Source organism: Halothece sp. PCC 7418 (genome assembly GCF_000317635.1).
Classification (GTDB): domain Bacteria; phylum Cyanobacteriota; class Cyanobacteriia; order Cyanobacteriales; family Rubidibacteraceae; genus Halothece.
Map to the genome: position 1 here is coordinate 684,714 of NC_019779.1, position 23,057 is coordinate 707,770.

Here is a 23,057-nt window from a genome sequence, read left to right on the forward strand (position 1 = left end):
GTAGCTGAATTTTCCACGTTTGAAGCGGAGGAGATTCTTGAGCAACTCCTTTGACCAAAATCCCGATCCTGTTGATCTGCTTTAGTGGTTCATCCAGTATAGAAGATGTCATATTTTCAAGGCTTTCTCTACTCAAGTTCATGGACACTTTTCAGCTTCGGGCTAATCTTTCCTTCACCCTTAAGCGCCCAAGTGTCTCCCCCTATCCCAGACAGCACGCTTTCAACGGAAGTGAACTCCCTTGATGGGTCAACTTTTATGATTGAAGGCGGACAGGTATCGGGGAATAATCTGTTTCATAGCTTTGAGGCGTTTTCAATTCCTCGCAATGGCTCAGTGACGTTTAATAATGGGGCAAATATCCAAACCATTATCAATCGGGTAACGGGAAATAGTCCGACTCATATTGACGGGCTTCTCCGCACGGCGCGATCGGCTGATGTTTTCTTCCTCAATCCTAATGGCATTCATTTCGGAGAAAATGCCCGACTCGACATTGGAGGGTCATTCTTTGCAACCACAGGGGAAAGTTTACGCTTTGCAGACGGGACGGAATTTAGCGCAACTGCGACGGCTACCCCGCCTCTGCTGACCATAACGGTTCCAGTGGGAGTCCAGTATGGGGCAAGTCCAACTGCAATTACTGTCACTGGTTCTGGTAGCAATCTTCAGCTTGATTTTAATACCTTTGCTATTGATCGCGCTAACCGCAACCCTGGCTTAACCGTCGCGCCAAGAGAAACCCTAGTCTTAGCGGGGGGAGGGATTAACCTGACTGGCGGAAATCTAACGGCTGAGGATGGAGAGATTGAACTGGTGAGTGTCGGGGCAAATGAGTTTTTAGAAATCGCTGAAGACGGAAGACTGAATCCAGACTCAGTGGAACATTTTGGGAATATCTCCTTTCAGGAAACGGCTTCGGCTGATGTGAGCGGGAGAGGAGGCGGTAATCTGCGGGTGATTGGCGCAAACCTGAATCTTCAGGATGGCTCGGCGCTTTTGAGCAATACTGAAGGCGATCTTTCGGGGGGAAACATTACCCTTAATCTCACGGAAGGCATTACTCTATCAGGAGTTAGAGTGGATGAGGAAGGAAATCTGCTCTTTCCCAGTCGTATTTTTGCGGAAGTTAGCCCGAGGGCAACTGGACAGGGCGGAAATGTCACCATTAATACCAGCAGCCTCAACCTTTCCCAAGGAGGGCAAATTGCTGCTCAGACGTTTGGCTTCGGGGATGCGGGCGTTTTAGAGGTCAATGCGGATGAAATTCTTGCCCTTGGCGGAACGCCTCTCGGTCCAACTGGTTTATTTGCGATTACCGCAAACTTAGGGAATGCGGGAGAACTTAATGTTAAGACAGGCTACTTAGGCGTGGGGGAGGGTTCGCAACTTTCTACTTCATCCTTTAGCCCAAGCAATGCGGGTCAATTGAGTGTTGTCGCGGACACGATTGAAGTGGTTGGCGGTGCGCCAGGGTTGGGGGCAAGTTCCATTTTGTCACGGGGAGAAACCTCGGCTTATCAAGGGACTGACGGCGAAGTTAAGATCACCACAAATAATCTTGTCGTTGCGAATGGAGCGAGGATTCAAACTGGCTCATCAGGTGGGGGTGAAGGAGGACAGTTACAAGTTAATGCCACCGATATTCAGCTTGTTCGCACTTCTCCGAGTGGGAGTGCTGCGGGGTTATTTTCTTTCGTTTCACCGTTAGCCACTGCTAGGGGAGGGGATATCATCGTTAATGCCGAAACTCTGGAAATTACAGACGGAGCGCAGATTGTTTCGGCGACTGCTGGTTCAGGGAACGCAGGAAATATCAGTATTGTTGCCAACAGCGTTGAACTTGCGGGGGAAGGAAGCGAGACGGCAAGTGGACTGTTTGCCAGTGCCTTAAGCCCAATCCGTCCCAGTGATGGACAGGTATTTCCTCAAGACAGTGCGGGGGGCAATATTACTGTTGACAGTAATCAAATTCTCGTGCGCGATCGCGCAACCATTAGTGCCAGTAACTTCCCCAGCAGTAGCAATAATCCTGAACTTGCCCCAGGAGAAGGATCGGCTGGTAATATTACCGTAACTGGCAACTTCATTGAACTCGACAACCAAGGATTGATCACCGCTTCCACCGCTACGGGAGGACGGGGAAATGTCACCCTGACCGCGAATGACTTCTTACAACTGAACCGCCACAGCAATATCGCTGCCAACGCCCAAGGCACAGCACCAGGAGGCAATATTACCATTGATGCACCCTTTGTCATTGGTCAGGACAACAGCGATATCACCGCCAATGCGGTTAATGCCATGGGAGGACAAGTGGATATCACCGCCAATGCTATTTTCGGACTCCAAGTGCGGGACGAGCCAACGGATTTGTCTGATATTACTGCCAGTTCTGAACTTGGGGCAGAATTTCTGGGCATGATCACGATCAACTCCCCTGAAGTTGACCCCAGCGAAGGCTTAGTGGCACTTCCTGAAACTCCTGTGGATATTGCGAATTTAATCGCTCAAGGTTGTGCAGCAAGCGAAGGCAATGTCTTTGTGGTAACTGGACGGGGAGGATTACCAGAAGCACCGAACCAAACCTTACGTGGGGTCGCCGTGTGGCAAGATTTTCGCCCTCTGGGGACTGAAACCGTTGCTCAAGTTCCTCCAGAGATAACCCCTCCCAAACCCGTCATTGAAGCCCAAGGTTGGATAACTGATGCGAATGGCGAAACTTGGCTGGTTGCCCAGACTCCTCACCCTTCTCTCCATAGCGCATTGACCACAGTCATTGATTGTCGAACCCTTAACTCTCTAGGAAACTCAGAATGAAAAAGTCCAAACTGCTTTCCTATTTTTTCATCGCTTTCATTACCTTTGGCATGGTGGTTTATTCCCCTGTGCTTATTTCTAATTCAGTGGTTGCCCAAACGGTTGCCCCAGATTCCCTCCTGCAAGACGGACGCACTGCTTATGAGCAAGGACGCTATCAAGACGCGATCGCGGCTTGGCAAACTGCGGAAACAACCTTCCGAGCGCAAAAACAACGGGGATATCAAGCCCTCGCCCTGGCTTATATTGCTTCGGCATATCAGAAACTGGGACAAGGACAACAAGCCCAACAGTCTCTTCAAGCCAGTTTGCGCTGGCTGAACTCAGGGTCATTTCCTCCTGACTTGATTGCCCAAGTGCTGAATATCCAAGGCAATCTTCAACTTGCCCAAGGACAGCCCCAAACCGCTTTGGAAACTTGGGAAGAAACAGAAACGCTCTATCAGCAATTAGAGGATAAGCAGGGAATAATTGGGACACAACTCAATCAGGCGCAAGCGTTGCAATCGCTGGGGTTATACCGTCAAGCCAATGGACGCTTGGATGAGATTAATCGGCAACTTGCCTCGCAACCCGATTCTGCTTTGAAGGTGACGGGACTCCAGAGTCTTGGCAGTACGTTACAAGTAGTCGGAAATTTAGAGGAATCGCAAGCGGTGTTGGAAAAGGCGTTAGAGTTAGCGCAACAGTTGCAGTTGGGAGAGCAAATCAGTCAGGTTCGCTTTAGTCTGGCGAATACCATGAGTGCGGGGAATCAAACCGAGAGGGCAGTTGAACTGTATCAACAAGTGATCAATATTGCTGCGAGCCCCGCCCTCCAACTCGAAGCCCGTTTAAACTTATTCCATTTACTGATTAATAGCGAAGACTTCACCGCAGCCTCGGCGCTTATTCCTGAGATTCAACAACAAATTGCCCAGTTATCGCCCAGTCGTTTTGCGGTGAATATGCGAGTTAACTTTGCGGAAAGCCTTTTGCAGTTGAGACAAGAAGACCCCGCCCCAATGTTGGGGGAAGCGGTACAACAAGCCCGAAATTTGGCAGATTCTCGCGCTGAATCTTATGCTCTGGGGACGTTAGGGAAACTCTATGAACAAAACCAACGTTACCGAGAAGCACGACAACTCACCCGTCAGGCTTTAATGTTGTCACAGCAAGTGTCTGCTCCTGAGATTTCTTATCAGTGGCAATGGCAACTGGGACGAATTCATAAAGCCCAGGGAGATCTCAAAAGCGCGATCGCGTCCTATACGGTAGCAGTAGAGACCCTCGACGGTCTCCGCAGTGATTTAGTTGCCCTCAATACCAACCAACAGTATTCTTTTCAAGAGAGTGTGGAACCAGTTTATCGAGAATTAGTGTCTCTCTTACTCAATCCAACCGTAGAAACGGCTTTCGGCAAACAAAGGGATATTCCCAAAAGCCTCCCCATCTCCCAAAACAATCTCCAACGCGCCAGAGACGTAATTGAATCGTTGCAAGTCGCCGAACTGGATAACTATTTTCGGGAAGCCTGTCTGGATGTGGAGGAGACATCCATTGAAGAGATTGACTCCCAAGCTGCGGTGATTTATCCGATGATTTTACCCCAGGAGTTGGCGGTGATCCTCTCTATTCCCGAGCAACCGTTAACCTACTACAGCATTCCCCAGTCAAGCTCACAAGTGGAAGCAACCCTTAACCAATTTCTCCAATCTCTCAACCTCGCTTTCCCCAACGAGATTCGCCGAGAAATATCCACCCACATCTATGATTGGTTGATTCGTCCTGCTTTACCCCAACTTGCCCAACACGATATCCAAACCCTTGTGTTTGTCCTCGATGGCTTCCTGCGAAATGTCCCGATGGCTGCACTCTCTGATGGTGAACAATATCTTATCGAACAGTACGCGATCGCGCTTACCCCAGGACTACAACTTTTTCCCTCGGAACAACGCCTCGCCAATCACCTCAACGTTTTTACTGGCGGACTCAGTAAGCCCCGTCAAGGGTTTGTTGCTCTCCCTGAAGTCGAAACTGAAATCAGCCAAATTATGAAGATCTTTCCCACAGAAGTCTTGCTCAATGACGCATTTACCCAAGACCGTCTCCGCCAAGAAATTGCCAATAATCCCTTCCCGATTATCCATCTTGCCACCCACGGCGTTTTTACCTCTTCTCCTCGTACCACCTTTATCTTGACTTGGGAGAATCGAGTCTCCGTCAATGATTTTGAAACCCTCCTCAAAGCCAGAGAAACCAGCACCAACCGACCGATTGAACTGCTTGTGCTGAGTGCCTGTGAAACCGCAGCAGGAGATAAACGAGCAGCCCTGGGACTGGCGGGAATGGCAGTGCGATCAGGGGCGCGGAGCACCATTGCGACCCTCTGGTCGGTTAAGGATCAATCCACTGCTCGTTTAATGAGCGAATTTTATCAAGTCCTCAGTCAGGGTAATATTTCCAAAGCAGAAGCCTTGCGGGAAGCCCAACTGAAACTGTTACGCTCTGAGGAGTTTAACCATCCTTTTTTCTGGACCCCTTTTGTCTTGGTGGGGAACTGGTCTTAGTTTCAGTTAATATCTTGACTCAGAATTGGGTAGTTTTATGATTATTATCAATATAAATCAAGGGAACAGATGTGCAATTACTCTCAGTCTCAGAAAGCCCAGTTTTGGATCATTCCCCGTCAGCTTTGTTCTGCTGGCTCTGTGTTAATGCTTTTGACCTTTGCTCCTCTTGCCCTTGCTCAAACGGACGCAGGCGATGTCAACCCTCCCTCTACTGCCCCCCTAGAAGAGTTGCAACCCCGTCCCTTGCCACCCCCAGAGGAACTGTTTTCGCCTCCCTCTGCCCCAGAAGCGGTTTCCGAAGCTGAAATTCCTCGTACCCTAACCATTAATGCCTTTAGGGTTGTGGGAAGTACAGTTTTTTCCGATGAAGAATTGACTGCCCTCCTTGTTCCCTATACCAATCGTCCGCTAAGGTTCAGTGAACTGCTACAAGCCCGCAACGCAATCACGAACTACTATCTGCGCCAAGGCTATGTCACTTCAGGGGCAATTCTTCCGCCTCAGAAACTCACTGAGGGGATAGTAACAATCCAAGTGATTGAAGGAAAAGTAGAGGAAATTGTGGTGAAGGTTGAAGGACGGTTAAATCCTGACTATATTCGCGATCGCGCTGCCTTGGCTGCGAAAACCCCATTACAAATTGATGAATTACAATCAGCACTCCAATTATTAGAACTTGACCCCGGCATTGCTTCCATTTCCGCAGAATTATCCGCCACTCCCGAAGTCGGAAAGAATTTACTGACCATTCAAGTAGAAACCGCAGATACCTTTGCTCTCGACTTGCTAGTTGATAACGGACGTTCTCCCAGTGTGGGGACAGTAAGACGGCAAGCCTCTCTAACCGAAAGTAATCTTTTGGGCTATGGCGATGAAGCCTTTCTTAGCTATACCAACACCGATGGCAGTGATGCTTTTGAAGTGAGCTATCGTCTGCCAGTTAACCCTCGTCATGGCAATCTCAGTTTTGCTTACGGGCGAACCCACAGTGAAGTCATTGAAGATCCGTTTACTCCCCTAGATATTCAATCGGATTATCGCTATTACGAAATCAGTTTCTATCAGCCAGTGATTTTAACTCCCACTCAAGAATTAACACTAGGAATTACTGCTTCTCGCCAAGAAAGCGAAAACTTCTTATTTGAGGATCAACCGTTTCCTCTCTCGGTGGGATCGGATGCGGAAGGAGAAACAAGAATTACGGCTTTGCGTTTTTCCCAAGAATGGATTCAACGAGGAGAAAATGAGGTTTTTGCAGCGCGATCGCAGTTTAGTGTGGGAGTGGATTGGCTTGATGGAACGGTCAATGAAAATGCCCCCGATACCCGCTTCTTCGCTTGGCGGGGACAAGGACAGTGGGTGCGACGTTTAGCAGAAGATGCCTTAATTCTAATTCGCAGTGACCTGCAACTGGCTTCCCAATCCCTCCCCCCTCTCGAACAGTTTGGCTCAGGAGGACTGGGATCGGTGCGGGGCTACCGTCAAGATGCGTTACTGAGTGATAATGGTTGGTTGGCTTCAGCAGAGGTGCGTTTGCCCATTCTCCGAGTTGATGACTGGGATAGTGTTTTGCAAGTGACCCCCTTTGTTGACTTGGGCATTGCCTGGAATAATGAGCGTAACGGTGAAAACCGCCCTCAACTAGACTCTAATGTCTTAACAGGAGTCGGTCTCGGTGTACGGTGGCAAACTGGCGATCATTTAACTGCTCGTTTTGACTGGGGAATCCCTTTAGTGGATATTGACGATCGCGACGAAACCTTGCAAGAACAAGGGCTTTATTTTTCGGTTTTATACGCACCTTTTTAAGCGTTTGTCGGATCAATCCTTACTACGGCCCCAAGAAAACAAGGGATAAGTAGAGCGAACAGAAGATGATCTATAGCAAGAATTTTAATACTTTATATCATTTCTTAAAAAACTCTTCATCCTTTTTAAGTGATGCGACATTCAGCAAAATGGCTGAGGCACAGAGCACGTAAATATAATAGAATCCCAAGATGTAGTCAAAAATTTTGAACAATCTTTTATTTGTTCTACAAGTTTTTGATTGGGTTTAAGTGAATTAAGTAACCTCAAGTTCCTCAACTTGAATTTTGATTTATGTAGAAAAAATCAGTGCATCAAAAGGATTTTTTAGCATTAAGGATGACAAACAACAAACCGAATACTAGAGCAGTTCTAATTCATTCGTAAAAACTTGATTCATCGATCTGATCTTTGCTTGTTTCCCCCCTTTCTAAGGGGGGCGAAGGGGGATGATTTACACTTAATTTAGGATTGCTATATGCCTCTCTAGAGCTTTGCCAAAAGTCTAGGATAATCTCCTAAGACCATTTCGAGGAAACCAATTTTTTATCAGTCGGGAGTGGGTTGTTCTTGTCATTTGAATTGATATCACTTCAGTTATGTACGGAGTCCAAAACGATGGAACATCAATTCTTAAGTAGCATCATGGCGTATGCTCACCGAGACCAGACGGGATGTTTAGAAATTCAAAATTTGAAGCATCAACAACAGTCTTGGTTTCTTTATTTTCGTTTAGGCAGGCTTTTTTGGGCAGGAGGAGGTGAACAGGAACAGCGAAGAATTTACCGACAACTGGTTAAGCAAATGCCTCAAGATGCAGTGAAACTGCTACAACTACGAGAAGAGGTCAATTGGAATGCTGAATCAGCATACTATGATTTTATTGTTTATCTCTTCCAACAAGAAAAAATAAGCCTAGAGCAGCTGATTGCCATCAAAAATGACATCATCCTCGAAGTGCTGTTTGATCTTTTGCAAGTGGATGAGCAACAAAATCAACAGAACCATACCTATGGTCAAAACAGCAGTCTTTATTGGCAATGGCATGAAAATTATCGCCCGAAAAACTATGTCCCCATTGCCAGAGAAGTAGCTAAATCTTCTGAAGAATTAGTGGCAACGGCAAAACAAAATTGGCAGCGTTGGCAAAATGCAAACCTAAATTCTTGCTCTCCCAATCAAGCCCCTGTCATGATTGATCCTGAAAAAATTCGAGCAAGCACTGCTGCCAAAACCTTTCAAAACTTGCAGCGATTGGTGACTGGAAAACGATCGCTGCGAGAAATTGCCATTTCTACCAAGTGCGATCTTGTCCCCGTCACCAAAGCCCTTTGGGAATACTATCAGCAAGGGTGGTTGCAATGGCAGGAGCTTCAGGATCTTGACTGGGAAAGCATCGCTCCGAAAAGGAAGCCTCAGTTGCCAACCGAAGAAACTTCAGGGAAAGAGAAGTATTTGATTGCTTGTGTTGATGACAGTGTACAAGTCACGGAAACCTTAAAAGCAATTGTCCAAGAAAAAGGACATTCTTTTATGGGCATTAATGATCCGTTACGGGCAACTGCAACTTTGCTCAAAGCCAAACCAGATTTAATTTTTTTAGATTTAATCATGCCCAATACCAATGGCTATGAAATTTGTACGCAACTGCGTCGCGTTTCTAGTCTTAAAGAAATTCCAATCGTTATTTTAACGGGAAAAGACGGCTTGATTGATCGGATGCGGGCAAAAATGGCTGGTGCAACTCAATACGTGAGCAAGCCAGTGCAGGGTCAAATCATTCTCGAAGTAATGGAAAAATACCTGCCGATGTTTTTGAGCAATCAAGAATCCGAGGCTGTTTTTGCCTCTTCTGTTTCATCCTCGGTGCAAGTCTGATTCTAGGTCATTGAACCTGAGGTGTTAACTGTTTCCGATCGGAATCAGCTGCATCGATCCCAATAAAATTCAATCTCTGCCTGAATCAACATTTCCTCCTGAACTAGCTCGGATTTTGCGAGGCTCAGAGGAGGCGATGCAGATCTTCTTGACAAAATTTCTTAATCCTCTTGAACACCCTAGTTTTAAACAATTTAGCGAGCCATGGCACAAACTTCTCCTAAAAAACAAACCAACGCTCAAAACAGGCAAAGCCCTCAATTGGCAGGTGCTTCAACAGCAAACAGCCAGCCAAAGAATCGCAAGATGCCTCTTCCCCCGAAAGGGGGGGCAAAAGCCAATCAAACCAAGTCTTCTTGGTGGCAAACCGTCGGTCAACGCTGGAATAATATTAGTTTCCGCAATAAGCTCGCCATCTTGGTTGTTGGTAGTGTTGCGGTTCCTGTTATTGCATTGGGGGAAATTCTGACCTTGGTGACAGAACGAGAAAAAGTCGATGACTTACAAACAGTTTTAAATCTGGGGCTCGATTTCTTGGAAAACGCCATTGAAAACGATTTGGAGGAACTGGAAGAAGAAGCGCAGTCTATTAGCCAGTATGCGTCAGTCACGGGTGCTAATCTGAATAATCCCAGCGAGGCTGAGCAAGTCTTAACCAAAAACTTGGAACTTGATGCGGATGAAAGTTTTTATATCATTACGAATCCGCAAGGAAAAACCGTTGCTCAAAGAATTCTCACCCTTGACGAAGACTTTTCAACTTATCCTGCTCTTCCCGATTTTGATAGTTTTGCAGCAGCAGAAGCTGAAGAAGGAGAGGAAAACGACGACGATGATGATGATGATGAAGCCTTTGAACAAGAGTTAGAGGAGATTTCTTTGCCCTTGGGCATTCCCCTTGGCGATCTGCCCATTGTGAAGGAAGTTTTGCAAACTGGAGCGGGAGTAACCAGTGTGGAATTGGTCAGCCATACGATTCTAGAACGGCTTGGGCTTGCCGAACAAGCAGCAATTGGTCTCAGGGGGCAAAACACGGAAGGCTTAGCCGAAGACAAAACGCCTTTCCCAGAAGGGACTTATGATATTGAGCAAGGACGGATCGGCATGGTTTTAATGAGCGTGCAGCCAGTGATCCGCAATAATCAGCTAGTGGGAACGGTGATTCAGGGAACGTTGCTTAACCGCAACTACGAAATTGTGGATGAAAAGAAAATAGAAACTGATGTCGCAGTTGCAACCCTTTTTGCTCAAGACTGGCGGGTGAGCACGAATGCCCCCTATAGCGATGAAACCACCCGCGCGATCGGCACACGAGCCTCTCGGAAAGTGGCGGAAACCGTTTTGAATCAGGGAGAAACCTATATTGGCGGGGCAAGCATTATTACCACTGAGTACCTAACTGCATACAGCCCCATTTCCAACCACAAAGGGGAAATCATCGGCATTGCAGCCGTTGGAGATCCAAAAACTTCTATTGACGCATCTCTGGCCAGATTAGCTGTGATTCAATATGGAACTGGGGCCTTGATTCTCTTGGGTGGGGTTGGTGTTGCCTTCCTGATTTCCCGAAATGTCTCGAAGCCAATTATCCGTTTGTCCAACTTTGCCCAAGACATCGGCGGGGGGAATTATGGGCTGCGAATGGAAGAAACCAATCGGAAGGATGAGATTGGTACTCTCTCCCAAGACTTGAACCGCATGGTTGCTAACTTGGAAGCAACTCAAGACGAACTCCGTCAGGATGCAGCCGAATCCGCTTTTATCGGGCGCATTGCAGGGGCAGTGGTTACTGATTCCGAAAGTGCCAATACTGTCACCAATCGAGCCCTCGCGGAAGCCAGAGAATTAATGAAGGTCGATCGCGTGGTGATTTATCGCTTCCAAGAAGATGGCAGTGGTTATATTAGTAATGAATCTTCCGCTCAAGGGTTAAAACCAGCGCGAAAACAACAAATTAAAGACCCTTGTATTCCAGAAGCAATCCGTAAAGCGTATCTCCAAGGACGAGTGGTTCCCACCAGTGATGTGCTTAATGCGGGTTTCCATGCTAATCACCGAAAATTGATGGTGGATTTAGAGATCAAGGCAAATTTAGTTGTCCCAATCGTGATCCGAGAAAGTTTGTATGGACTATTAATTGCCCACAAGTGTTATGAAACCCACGAATGGCAAGACCGAGAAATTAACTTCCTGCAACGACTCTCCCAAGAAATTAGTCGGGTTTTAGAACGATCGCGCTTACTGCAAGAGTTACAAACCTCAGAGGAACAACAGCGCCAAGAGAAAGAAAAACTGCAACGGCGGGCTCTAGATCTCTTAATGCAGGTTGACCCAGTTAGTAAAGGGGATTTGACGATTAATGCCAGTGTGACCGAAGACGAAATTGGAACCGTTGCCGACTCTTATAACTCCACCATCGAGAGTTTGCGGAAGATTGTCGCACAGGTGAAAGAAGCAGCGACAGCAGTGGGGGATACCACCACCAAAAACGAAGCGCAAGTGCAGGCGTTATCGCAAGGGGCGCTCAAACAGTCCGAAGAAATTGAAGTCGCCCTCCAACGCATTGAAGCAATGACCGAAACCATGAATGCCGTCTCGGCAAGTGCCACTGAAGCAGAAAGCGCGATTCAAAAATCCTCAGCAACGGTCAAAGCGGGGGATGAGGCAATGAACCGCACCGTAGATGGCATTGTTTCGATTCGGCAAACGGTAGCGGAAACAGCCAAAAAAGTTAAGCGACTTGGGGAGTCCTCCCAAAAAATTTCGCAGGTAGTGAACCTGATTGGTAACTTTGCCGACCAAACCAACTTGCTGGCCCTAAATGCCTCCATTGAAGCAGCCCGCGCAGGCGAACAGGGGCGCGGATTTGCGGTGGTTGCTGATGAAGTACGGGCGTTGGCGCAACAGTCGGCAAATGCGACTTCTGAAATTTCTAATCTGGTTGACCAAATTCAAACTGAAACCAATGAGGTAGTTGCTGCCATGGAACAAGGAACTGAACAGGTGGTCAGTGGGACGCAACTGGTCGAACAAGCCCGAGGCAACCTGAACCAAATCGCTGAGGTATCGAACCAGATTAACGAACTGGTGGCAAAAATTGCCCAAGCTGCGAAAACCCAGTCTGTGGACTCAGAACAGGTAAACATGACCATCAAGGAGGTTGCCGCGATCGCGCAGCAAACTTCGGAAAGCGCCCTGCAAGTGTCGCATTCTTTTAAGGAACTGCTGAAAACAGCGCAAAACTTAGAAGAGAACGTCGAACGGTTCAAACTCGAACCCGGGGATGGGAAACAGACTTAGGCTTGTCCCCCGAAGCGAAGGTCGGCGGATGAGAGCGTCATTAGTCATTGCTCCTTTGACGGCGATCGGGTGCTCGTTCCTCCGATTCTGGAAAGGGATGGGCTTCCCGAGCACTCCTCGGTAACATTCAGCAAAATGGCTGAAGATTTTAGTACGTAAGTAACTTAAAATGAATCGTGTCGTTAAAAATTCTGAAAACGTCTTGATCTCACTGACAAGTTTTGGCGGTTGCTTCTCGTGTCTTCAGTGATTTTAAGTACACAAGTTTTTCTAAAAAGCAACTCAATCAATCCGACTATAATGGCTTGTCTATCGTTAATCTTATCATGATTTAAATCAAATTTAAATCACGATGACACCAAAAATTTGCCCAACCTTCTATGTTATGGGAAAGATGCCATGATTAGGAAAATTTCTCTGCTGTTGCTATTCTCAACTAGCTTACTCGCTAGTCTGTCCATTCCTCATGTTGTTTTGGCGGAAGTGGCTTTCAATCCTCCTGATGAAGATCAGCCCCGAAGCTCTAGTAGCGGGGGATCTCGCGGGAGACATTGCTCTGCTGATGCGACCGAAAGTTCCTCTGCTCTGATCCCGATTGTTCCTCAGGACTTTGCTGGTCTGACAACTCAGGCTCATCCGAGTATTTTAGTATATGTGGGAGAAACCACTGCATCAAAAGCATTTTTCAGCATTAAGGATGACCAACAACAAACGCAATATTACACCAATGTTGATCTGCCCCAATCCCCTGGGATAATTCGGATTGACCTGCCAGAGGATGCACCAGAATTAAGGATGAACCAAACTTATTCTTGGTACTTTGCCTTAATGTGTGACAATCAACTGCGCCCTGATAGTCCGATCGCAGCAGGTTATCTCAAGCGAGTTGCGTTAGACAATTCTCTGTCATCCCAAACTTTAGCCGAGGAAACCCCCTCAGTTAATCAAGCCAGTCTCTATGGTCAGGCTGGGATTTGGTACGAAACAGCAATGATTCTTGCTGCTTTGCGACAAGCTGAGCCAAATAATCGCGCGATCGCGCAAGCCTGGGATCATCTCCTGACCACTGCGGGCTTAGAAGCCATTTCGACGAAACCGATTGTCACTCCCTAGGGAGCGAGTTGTTAAACTCATCCGATATGAAATATTTTTCACCGATCACTCATTTATTCCGTTCTCAAGGCGTTTTAACCACTGCCTTTGGGATTTCTGCCTTGGTCATCTTAGGAAGCCTAGCGGGGTTATTTCAAGGGGCAGAGTTAGTGATGTTTGATTGGTTAATTCGTCGTCGCCCAACGGAACCGATTGATCCTCGCATTGTTATTGTTGAACTGAGTGAGCCAGATTTGGAATACCTGAACAGTTGGCCGATTACTGACGGTCAACTTGCCCAACTGTTACGCCAGATTAATCAACAAGACCCTGTGGTTGTCGGTTTGGATCTGTATCGGGATCTACCGACGGGAAGAGGACGGAAAGCCTTGAATCAAACCTTTCGTTCCATGCCCAATTTATATGGTGTAGAAAAGGGGATCAAGGTAAGGGTTAAAGCAAATCCTACTTTAGAAGAACTCAATCAAGTCACTTTAGCTGATGTTATTCATGATTCTGATGGTAAAGTGCGCCGAGCTTTACTGGCTGTGAAACAAGACAATCAGCAAAAATTAGCTTTGGGGACGCAGTTGGCTTTAACCTATCTCGAAGCCCAAGGGGTAGAAATGAAAAATATTCCCAGTTCTCCCATGGGACTTTGGAGAAAACGGTTACTGCCGTTTAACCAAGAAGACAATACCAAGATTCAACTAGGTCAAGCGGTTTTAACGCCCCTGCATCGTAATGATGGCGGTTATATCAACATGGACAATGGGGGATATCAAATTCTGATCAATTATCGGGGCTTAGAGTTTGAGACAGTTTCTGTGCGGGATGTTTTGGAAAATGATCTTCCCTCAGATATTTTTACAGATAAAATCGTTTTGATTGGGGCTGGCGCTCCGAGTTTGAACGATTTATTCAGCACCCCTTATGTTACAGAGGATTCCCTGGTCCCTGGGGTGATTATCCACGCCAATATTACCAGCCAATTGCTGAGTGCTGCCCTTGACAATCGCCCTTTGATCCGAGTGCTGCCAGACCCCCTAGAATGGCTGTGGATTGCTTGCTGTACGGTTTTTGGGGCGAAGATTACCTTGTATTTATTAACCGCCAGTCCGTTAACGAAATGGACATATTGTTCCGTGGGGATGACGCTAGTGGGGGTACTGGTTTCAGGGATGGGGTTAGTGGGAATGACTTATCTTGCCTTGATCGGGGGGTGGTGGTTGCCTGGAGTGACTCCTTTAGTCGGGCTGTTCACGGCTGCGACAGTGGTAGCAGCTTATACAGCGCGAGATTTACAACGCTTAGCGGTGATGGATGGCTTAACCGAGGTCGCCAACCGCCGTTACTTTGATCAGGAATTTCAACGACGCTGGCTGCACAGTAGTGAGAAAAGGGACTGGTTCGGGGTGATTCTCTGTGATATTGATTGCTTTAAGAAGTACAACGATACTTATGGTCACCAAGAGGGCGATCGCTGCTTAAAAGCGGTGGCGCAGGGGATCAAAAAGGCAGTGCGTTCGACAGATTTTGTGGCTCGTTATGGTGGGGAGGAGTTTGCGATTTTACTATCTAAAAGTTCCCCCGAGACAACGGGAAAAATAGCCGAGCGGGTGGGTAAAAGTGTTCGCGAGTTGCAAATCCCTCATGTCAGTTCGGAAACCCGTGCCTATGTCACTCTCAGTTGTGGAGTAGCAACCCTTATTCCCAGTTTGGATCAAGCCCCAGCGAGTCTGATTGCTTGTGCTGATGAGGCTCTCTACAACGCGAAAAAACAAGGGCGCGATCGCGCTGTCATCTACCAATTTCCAATTCCTGAGCAACTATCAACAGGACGTTTAGAGCAATGAAATTTTTCAACCCCCGATCACAATGGGCGCGATCGCCTCGCCATCTCTTGAGGAGAGTACATCTGCCCATTCTAGCCACCAGTTGTTTCGCAGCCAGTGTCGTGATCGGCGCAAGACAACTCGGACAGTTACAGCAGTGGGAGTTGTCCGCCTTTGACCTTTTAGTCCGCTCTACGACTGAAACAACCCTCGATTCCCGACTGTTAATTGTCGAGATTGATGAAGCAACGATTCAGCAGCAACAACAATGGCCCCTATCCGATCGCGCGATCGCCCAAGCCATCCAAACCTTACAGCAGCATCAACCGAAGGTCATCGGACTCGACTTGTATCGGGATCTTCCCCAACTGCCAGGTCGAGAAGCCTTACTCAGGGAACTGACAGTAGAAAATGTGGTCACCATCGAAACCTTAAACGCTCCTGAAGCCAGTTATATCCCCGCCCCTCCCAATGTTCCCGAAACCAGAGTTGGCTTTAATGATATTCTCATCGATCCCGATAACGTAGTGCGTCGGGATTTGCTATATGTGCAGACCTCGGAACAAGATTTTGTCTCCTTTGCCCTTCGGCTCAGTTTACAGTATTTAGACAATCCGACCTTAGCGGTCACTCCTCACGCCCTGATTGTTAACAACACTGAATTTCCTGCCTTGGAAGCCAACACTGGCGGTTACGTCCTAGAAACCGCAGAAACAAGGGGCTGGCAAGTGTTACTCAACTATTCCCATCAGGCCCCCCGTCTTAGCTTCAATGACCTTTTAGCAGGAAATTATGACCCAACTTCGATTACAGGGAAGATTATCTTGATTGGCACCACCGCCCCCAGTGGCAAGGATTTATTTCTGACTCCATTTTCTGCAGGGGAAGGGAATCTCAACTTGATGTCAGGGGTGGAGGTTCACGCCCAGATGGTCAGTCAGATTTTAAGTACCGTTCTTGATGAGCAACCCCTAAAATGGAATTGGTCAGAAGCAGGAGAGATCTTGTGGATTCTGGGATGGTCTGCTGTGGGGGGCGTGCTTGCTTGGTCCAGTGGTCATCCCTTGCGGTTGCTGGGGGGCGGAACAGTGATGCTGATTAGCAACTATGGCATCAGTTGGCTGTTGTTTTCACAAGGAGGATGGATTCCCCTCATTCCCAGCGCGATCGCGTTTTTACTCTCAGGAACAAATACCCTAGCTTACCGCGTTCTCTACAACAACTCCTACGATAGTTTGACTGGACTTCTCAATCGCAATGCCTTGTCCCAGTGCTTAACTCAGATGCGCCAAAAACAGACAAGCCAAAACCGACTTACCTTGCTCTGTCTAGACTTAGGCTGCTTTAAACTCATCAACGACAGCTTTGGGCCTCAAGCGAGTGATCAACTGCTCTTGATTGCCAGTGAACGGATTCGTCGTTGTCTTCAACCCACCGATTTCGTCGCTCGCATTAACGGAAATCAATTTGCGATCCTCTTGCCTTCGATCGCCAATGCTGAGGCAGTCATTAAGGTTGCCAATCGTTTACAACAGGAACTCCAAATCCCAATCCTGCTCAATCAGCATCAAATTCATACCAACATTAGCATCGGTGCTGCCCTAAATGATCCAGCCCTTCCCACAGACTCAGAAACCCTGATCCGCAATGCTCATACTGCCATGAATCGCGCTCAAGAATCGGGATCTAATCACTGTACCGTCTATCTCGAAGATATGCACGACCAAGTGATTTATCGCCTCGAATTAGAAGAAGACCTCCGTCATGCAATGCAAGCCAAAGAGTTTCAACTGTATTATCAACCCATTGTTGATCTCCAGAATAACAAAATTGCTGGTTTTGAAGCCTTAGTGCGATGGCACTCTCGGAAGCGAAATTGGGTTTACCCCAGTGAATTTATTCCTCTTGCTGAAGAAACAGGCTTGATTGTTCCCTTGGGGACATGGATTCTCAAAGAAGCCTGTCAGCAGATGCAGACTTGGCAACAAAAGTTTCCCGACTCACAACATCTTTCGCTTAGTGTCAATCTTTCGAGTCGGCAATTTTGGGATAAAAACTTGATTGACCAAGTGCAAGTCATTTTGAACGAGACTCAGTTCAATCCCCACTGTCTCAAATTAGAAATCACTGAAAGCGTAATCATGCAAAATATGGAAGAAACGCTCAAGCAACTTCATGCCTTTAAAGCCCTTGGTATTCAAATCAGTATTGATGACTTTGGAACTGGTTATTCCTCCTTGAGTTATCTGCATCGTTTGCCCATTGATACCTTAAAAATTGATCAATCTTTTATCCAGCGTATTAAAGAAAACTGGGAGAATTCTGATATTGCCCGCACCATTGTCAGTTTAAGCCATAACTTAGGTCTCAGTGTCATTGCAGAAGGGATAGAAACCCAGTTTCATTTAGAGTTTCTTCATGACATTTGTTGTGAATATGGTCAAGGTTATCTCTTTTCTAAACCCATTCCCAGTCAGGAGGTTGAAGACTGTTTAAAAGCACAAAATTTTGAATATAACTATCAGTTGCGGAAAGGCAGTTACTAAGCTCTCTCTTGAGCAAGGTTTACTACAAATTGATCGGGAAGAGAAAGGTCTGTACCATGAATTCAATTCATTCCATATCATCTGTGGCTGTTAATCGTTTACTGATACCGTTTTGAACAATTAGCACTACATAGCGATCCCCAAAACCCCCGAATTCGCAGGGGGCGAAAGGGGGAGCAATTGTAGGAGGATTTTTGCAAAATGGTATGAAAAGCAAAAATTGCAAGGAAGCGGGAGAATTTTGAAATGCACGAACGATTTGAAAAACGTCTAACTTTTAACCGTATTTTTCGCCATCTAATTTTTTATCAATCACAAAAATTTACAGGAAAAATTAAAGTTTTCAGCTTACAAGAAGAAGCATGGAGCTTTTATTTTTTATTAGGGAATTTAATCTGGGCAAGTGGCGGTCGTTATCCCTTACGGCGATGGCGGAGACAATTTTATGCAGCAACCTGGAAATTACCAAATTTGGATTATTTAGATAGGAATGCAGAATGTTGGGACTGTACTGAGTTGAGAACGCTTAGTGAGAATAACAGTCTGAAAATCGAACAAGTAGCAGCCATTGTCAATGGTATCTTCAAAGAGGTTTTATTTGATGTTGTACAGGCTTTTGAAGCCCCGATTTACGAATATCTGGGTTTACCTCAAAGTTTGATTTCACTCTCTCAGTTAACGGGAATTGGGGATAGTCTGAAGTTAGAAGTGCAAGAAGGGGTTACCCCTGATCCTTATTACCGTTTACCTTATAGCCTGCTCCCAAATATTATAAGTTTACAAGAAACAACTTATCAACACTGGACAAAATGGATTAAATTGGGGTTATCTCAAATTTCTCCAAATCAAGCCCCTTTTCTACTCGAACCTAAACAACTTCAAAAACGAGTATCTCGGAAAGTTTATCAAAATATGGAAAAAGGCTTGCAAGGAAAAACCTCTTTGAGAGATTTAGCCTTCAAGTTCAAAAAAAATAGTGACTTTTTTAGCATTGCTTCTGCCATTTCTCCTTATTATCAAGAAGGGTTAATCACTTTTAATCAAATCAAAGATTTATCCGTTTACAATTCTGATAAACAGAAATATTCGACCTTAACCCGATCAGAAAAACCACAAGCAGAGTCTGTATTATTTGCGATTGATTCCAGTCGTAAAAATCAATCTTTATTCAGCGCGATCGCGCAACAACAAGGATATCAATTTGAAGCAATGAGTGATGGTCTGAATGCGCTTCAGAAAATTGTTCATAATCCCTTGACTCATCCCAAAATCATCTTTGCCAGTTATGAGATGGCAATTATTAAGCCAGAAGAATTTTGTCAGATTGTTCGCCGTCTTGAATTACTCAAACCTGTACCGATTATATTTTATAGTAAACGTCCTCTTTCTCATCAAGAGATTCAAGAAGTTCTTGATGCTGGTGCTAACCAATTAATGAATCAAAACGATTTGACACCGAGTTCTGTTAATTCAATTCTGAAAAAATACCAGCAATCCCAATCAAATGGAAGAAATCAGATCAGAAATGAAAGTAAAGCAACCTTTGAAACAAGCAATTCTCCCCACTTTCCCATGATGAATAAAACATTTTATAAGTGATCAATAAAAGGTCGATTTTGGTTCTTCGTGATGTGGGGCTTGCTGAATCAAACTGAAACCCTTGCTCAATCAGGAGATATTGCGGATTTGGAAACGTTTTTCCGAGTGCATCCGATCCCCTTGACCAACAGTCACGCCTTGCAAAGCGTGAGGACAGGCATCTTCCGTGACAGAAGTCTTAATCTTTGACCCGACAAAAAAAAGACAGGCGCGAAGCCTGCCTTTTCTACTTATACTTCAAGAAAAACTTAGAAGTTCATTTCGACTGCTTGGACTCTTTCCACCTGTTTCTTCTTCAGTACAAGAAGCACTTGCGCCAACATAATTGCGCCGACAAATGCCATTAAGCCTTTAATTCGTGCTGGGCTTTGTAAAACAATTTCACTGTCTTCCTGTCCAAAACCACCAACGTTGGGATCATTGGTCAAAGCCTGTCCTTTTTTAACTTCATCGCCTTCAGCAACAATTAACTCAGGACCCGGAGGAATGGTTTCCATCACACTTTCTTCTTCACTAACTTGAAGGGTGATGTTGTAGCCAAAACCACTATCCTCAATGGCAGTAATCGTTCCGCCTTGGCTGGCATTATAAACAGTATTATTGCTCTTATTCCCAGCTGGATAAACTTGTCCGCGACCACGGTTTGCGCCCAAATAAACTGGATACTTACCAAAGTAAACATCGCTATTGGCATTGGGGTCAGGAGATAAAACTGGGAATGTAATCTCTTGATGTTCGTCGCCAGGTAAAGGACCGACTAAAACCACATTTTCTAACCCTTCTCGATAAGGCTGGAAGAAGACATCTCCCACTTTCTCCTTCATTTCTTCGGTCATCCGTTCAGGAGGCGCAATTTTGAAGCCTTCAGGTAGCATTAAAACCGCACCCACGTTGAGATCTCCCTGAGAACCGTCTCCTAAAACTTGTTGGGTATCGGTATCATAGGGAATGTGAACCACCGCTTCAAAGACGCTGTCAGGAGCAACAGAAAGGGGCAGTTCCACTTCTGCTTCTTTCTCTGCAAGGTGACAGTTGGCACAGACAATGCGCCCAGTTGCGTCACGAGGAGTTTCAGGAGCAGTTTCTTGCGCCCAAAAAGGGTAAGCTGCAGCACTTTGCGGGAACAAAGCATCACTGGCAAAAAATACAGTTAGGGTGGCAAAAACGACACAAAGTAGTGATGTGAGAAGACCCTTCAGTTTTTGGGTCAACATTTGCCAAAAAGAGTTATTCATGGGTTCTTTTACTTTTTTTATATTCGACTTGCTTGCTTCTTTTCTGAAAGGGGGAAGATTCAATTAAGTCCACCAAGGTTCTTTATTGGTACGGAAATCAGTTTCTTCCCATTGCGTAAACACGATGTTACCGTCTTCATCAACACTAGAGTTCACCAGTGCTAGCGATAACGGAGCTGGACCGCGTACCACTTTTCCTTCAGCATTGTACTGTGAGCCGTGGCAAGGACAAATAAATTTCCCTTCGCTTTCATTCCAAGGAACAACACAGCCTAAGTGAGTACAAACTGCATTTAAGCCATAGCTGGCAATTTCTTCATCTTCTGTGACAATGACATAGGTGGGATCCCCTTTGAGACCCTGCGCTAAAGCGCGATCGCCAGCAGGGTGGTTTTCTAAAAACTCGCTCGCAACAATATCATTTCCTAACTCATCTTTTGCTGTTGTCCCCGCTCCAGCACCACCAGCAGAAGGGGGGGATAAAATAGCGAACTACTGGATACAAAGCTCCGAGAGCAACTCCGGTAATGGTACCGAAGGTTAACAGGTTCATAAATTGTCTGCGCCCCATGCCGGGGGCTTCTTGCTGTTGTGAAATGGTCATGTTTCGGTGTTTCTCTCTCCCAGACTTAAGATTAATTACTTTTTTTATAGGGTAGTTCCCTCAGAGCAAGGTTGGACTATTCCTGAGTGCTACGTTAACAATCGCAACATAGCCTTAAATATTGTAAACTACCTCTAGCAATACAATCTAACAAAAAATATTAGGAGTTCACTCCAATTCCCTAATTTGATGATGATCAATTGTGAGCTCGCTTCAAAATACGTGGCAAGGATTCTCCGACTACATCGCGTGAGCGATTAGTCGCGGGACGGGGCTTTCAAGCCGGAGCGAAGGTGAGGACGGAATGCGATTCCGCACACAGATCCTCACTAAAGCTCCGGTCAGGAATTGCAACATCTTCACTAAGCTGTTATGATTAGAGAAGTTCGTAAGGTAGAAAATGAAACAAGTTATCACTGCCAAGTTAAAGTTAGACCTCTCTCAGGAGCAGAAAACGCTCTTGCGGGAGGTCTCTTTGGCTTATCGTGATGCTCTAAACTATGTTTCACAGGTAGCTTTTGACAACAGTCGAACCAGTAGTGCCAACAAACTCCAGAAGTTAGCTTACTACGATATTCGAGATGAATACAATTTACCTTCCCAGATGGCTTGTAATGTTTGTAGGCAGGTAGGAGCAACCTACAAAACTTTATGGACAAAGGTTAAGAAAAATAGTCAACATCACACACTCGGAATAACTAAGAAGAGGTATAAAGGATTAGACAAACCTCCTAAGTTTGTTTCTAGAACTTGTAACCTTAACTATGGAAGAGACTTTTCTTTCGTTAAAGAAGGAATAAGTGTTATTACCTTACAAGGAAGAATTAAAGTCTCTTATTCTGGCTATCAAAAACACTTAGCCTTGATTGAGTCGGGAGAGGCTAAAGCTAAGGGAGCAAAGATTTACTATAATCCTTCTAACAAGACTTATTACTTGTTAGTGAGCTTAGAAGTAGAGAAACCTGATATCGAACCTACAGACATTAAACGGATTAGTGGTGTCGATGTCGGTCAACGCTATTTAGCTGTTGAAACTGATACTCAAAATCAGGTTAGTTTCTACAACGGTAAATCAACTATCCATAAAGCAGAACACTATCAAAGGAGAAGGAAATCGTTACAGCGCAAAGGCACTCGTTCTGCTAAGAGACGATTAAAGTCTTTATCTGGACGAGAGAGACGGTTTCGCGCTGATATTAACCACCAAGTTTCTAAGAAGGTCGCTAAATCTAATTCACTTATTGGTTTGGAAGACTTAACCCACATTCGAGACAGAACAAATCGTCGTAAAATTAAAAAAGCATCTAAGAAACAGAAGAAGGCTCACCGTAAACAAACCAGTTGGTCTTTTGCTGAACTCCAAAGTTTCATTGACTATAAAGCAGTATTGAATGATTCTTTGGCGATTAAAGTCGATGCTGATTATACTTCCCAAAGTTGTCCTTGTTGTGGGCATACCTCCAAAAACAATCGACCCAATAAAGGGTTAACTTTTCATTGTGAAAATTGTGAATTTGACCTTCACGCGGACTTAGTAGGTGCTAGAAATATTGCAATGAGAACGTTACTTGTTCGGCAAGACTGGACGAGTACAGGTAGCTTGTCAGCCTGCCCTGATGTTTCGTCGGATGAAGCCAAAGCCATGCGCCTTTCGAGGTTTATGGAATTGAGGTGGACGGCAGAAACAAGCCCAAATCACATCGCGTTTAGCGATTGATTGGGGTAGTTGACAATGTGATACGGTGTAGGCGGTAGTAGGACTAGGCCTCAAGGTCGAATTGGGATTA

Annotated in this window: 11 protein-coding genes and 1 pseudogene; 10 read left to right on the forward strand and 2 right to left on the reverse strand. The window is 45.7% G+C overall.

Translation table 11 applies throughout. From position 1 onward, the window contains the following. Window positions 1-105: 105 nt before the first annotated feature. The 9 genes from PCC7418_RS03110 to PCC7418_RS03150 all read left to right on the forward strand — a co-directional run bounded on the left by PCC7418_RS03110 (window position 106) and on the right by PCC7418_RS03150 (window position 19,431). On the forward strand, window positions 106-2,820 hold the full coding sequence (locus PCC7418_RS03110) for an S-layer family protein (protein ID WP_083885363.1): 2,715 nt from the start codon (window positions 106-108) through the stop codon (window positions 2,818-2,820). Continuing rightward, window positions 2,817-5,369, forward strand: coding sequence for a CHAT domain-containing protein (locus PCC7418_RS03115; protein WP_015224720.1), 2,553 nt, complete (start codon window positions 2,817-2,819; stop codon window positions 5,367-5,369). Before PCC7418_RS03110 ends, PCC7418_RS03115 begins: the two co-directional genes overlap by 4 nt. A gap of 69 nt (window positions 5,370-5,438) precedes the next feature. After that, window positions 5,439-7,181, forward strand: coding sequence for a ShlB/FhaC/HecB family hemolysin secretion/activation protein (locus tag PCC7418_RS03120; RefSeq protein ID WP_015224721.1), 1,743 nt, complete (start codon window positions 5,439-5,441; stop codon window positions 7,179-7,181). 618 nt (window positions 7,182-7,799) lie between these two features. Beyond that, window positions 7,800-9,059 carry a response regulator gene (locus PCC7418_RS19245; protein ID WP_015224722.1) on the forward strand — a complete coding sequence of 420 codons (1,260 nt, stop codon included), beginning with the start codon at window positions 7,800-7,802 and terminating at the stop codon, window positions 9,057-9,059. 204 nt (window positions 9,060-9,263) lie between these two features. After that, window positions 9,264-12,359 carry a methyl-accepting chemotaxis protein gene (locus PCC7418_RS19250; RefSeq protein ID WP_015224723.1) on the forward strand — a complete coding sequence of 1,032 codons (3,096 nt, stop codon included), beginning with the start codon at window positions 9,264-9,266 and terminating at the stop codon, window positions 12,357-12,359. 399 nt (window positions 12,360-12,758) lie between these two features. Next, window positions 12,759-13,472: a DUF928 domain-containing protein gene (locus tag PCC7418_RS03135; protein WP_015224724.1), complete on the forward strand. Its 714-nt coding sequence runs from the start codon at window positions 12,759-12,761 to the stop codon at window positions 13,470-13,472. A gap of 26 nt (window positions 13,473-13,498) precedes the next feature. Continuing rightward, a complete protein-coding gene (locus PCC7418_RS03140; RefSeq protein ID WP_015224725.1) occupies window positions 13,499-15,307 on the forward strand; it encodes a CHASE2 domain-containing protein in 1,809 nt (602 codons plus the stop codon). Continuing rightward, complete coding sequence (locus PCC7418_RS03145) at window positions 15,304-17,832, forward strand: EAL domain-containing protein (protein WP_015224726.1); 2,529 nt, start codon at window positions 15,304-15,306, stop codon at window positions 17,830-17,832. The genes PCC7418_RS03140 and PCC7418_RS03145 overlap by 4 nt, the downstream gene beginning before the upstream one ends. Window positions 17,833-18,078: 246 nt before the next feature. Then, the gene (locus PCC7418_RS03150) at window positions 18,079-19,431 is read left to right on the forward strand and encodes a response regulator (protein ID WP_015224727.1); all 1,353 of its coding nucleotides are present in this window, start codon (window positions 18,079-18,081) and stop codon (window positions 19,429-19,431) included. A 248-nt stretch (window positions 19,432-19,679) separates the two neighbouring features. Here the strand turns inward: PCC7418_RS03150 and petA are convergent, their stop codons facing one another. After that, on the reverse strand, window positions 19,680-20,666 hold the full coding sequence (petA, locus tag PCC7418_RS03155; RefSeq protein ID WP_015224728.1) for a cytochrome f: 987 nt from the start codon (window positions 20,664-20,666) through the stop codon (window positions 19,680-19,682). A gap of 63 nt (window positions 20,667-20,729) precedes the next feature. Further along, window positions 20,730-21,270: pseudogene (gene petC, locus PCC7418_RS19665) on the reverse strand (cytochrome b6-f complex iron-sulfur subunit). 400 nt (window positions 21,271-21,670) lie between these two features. On the opposite strand from petC, the gene PCC7418_RS03160 reads away from it, so the two are divergent. Continuing rightward, a complete protein-coding gene (locus PCC7418_RS03160; RefSeq protein ID WP_015224729.1) occupies window positions 21,671-22,987 on the forward strand; it encodes an RNA-guided endonuclease TnpB family protein in 1,317 nt (438 codons plus the stop codon). Window positions 22,988-23,057: the final 70 nt, after the last annotated feature.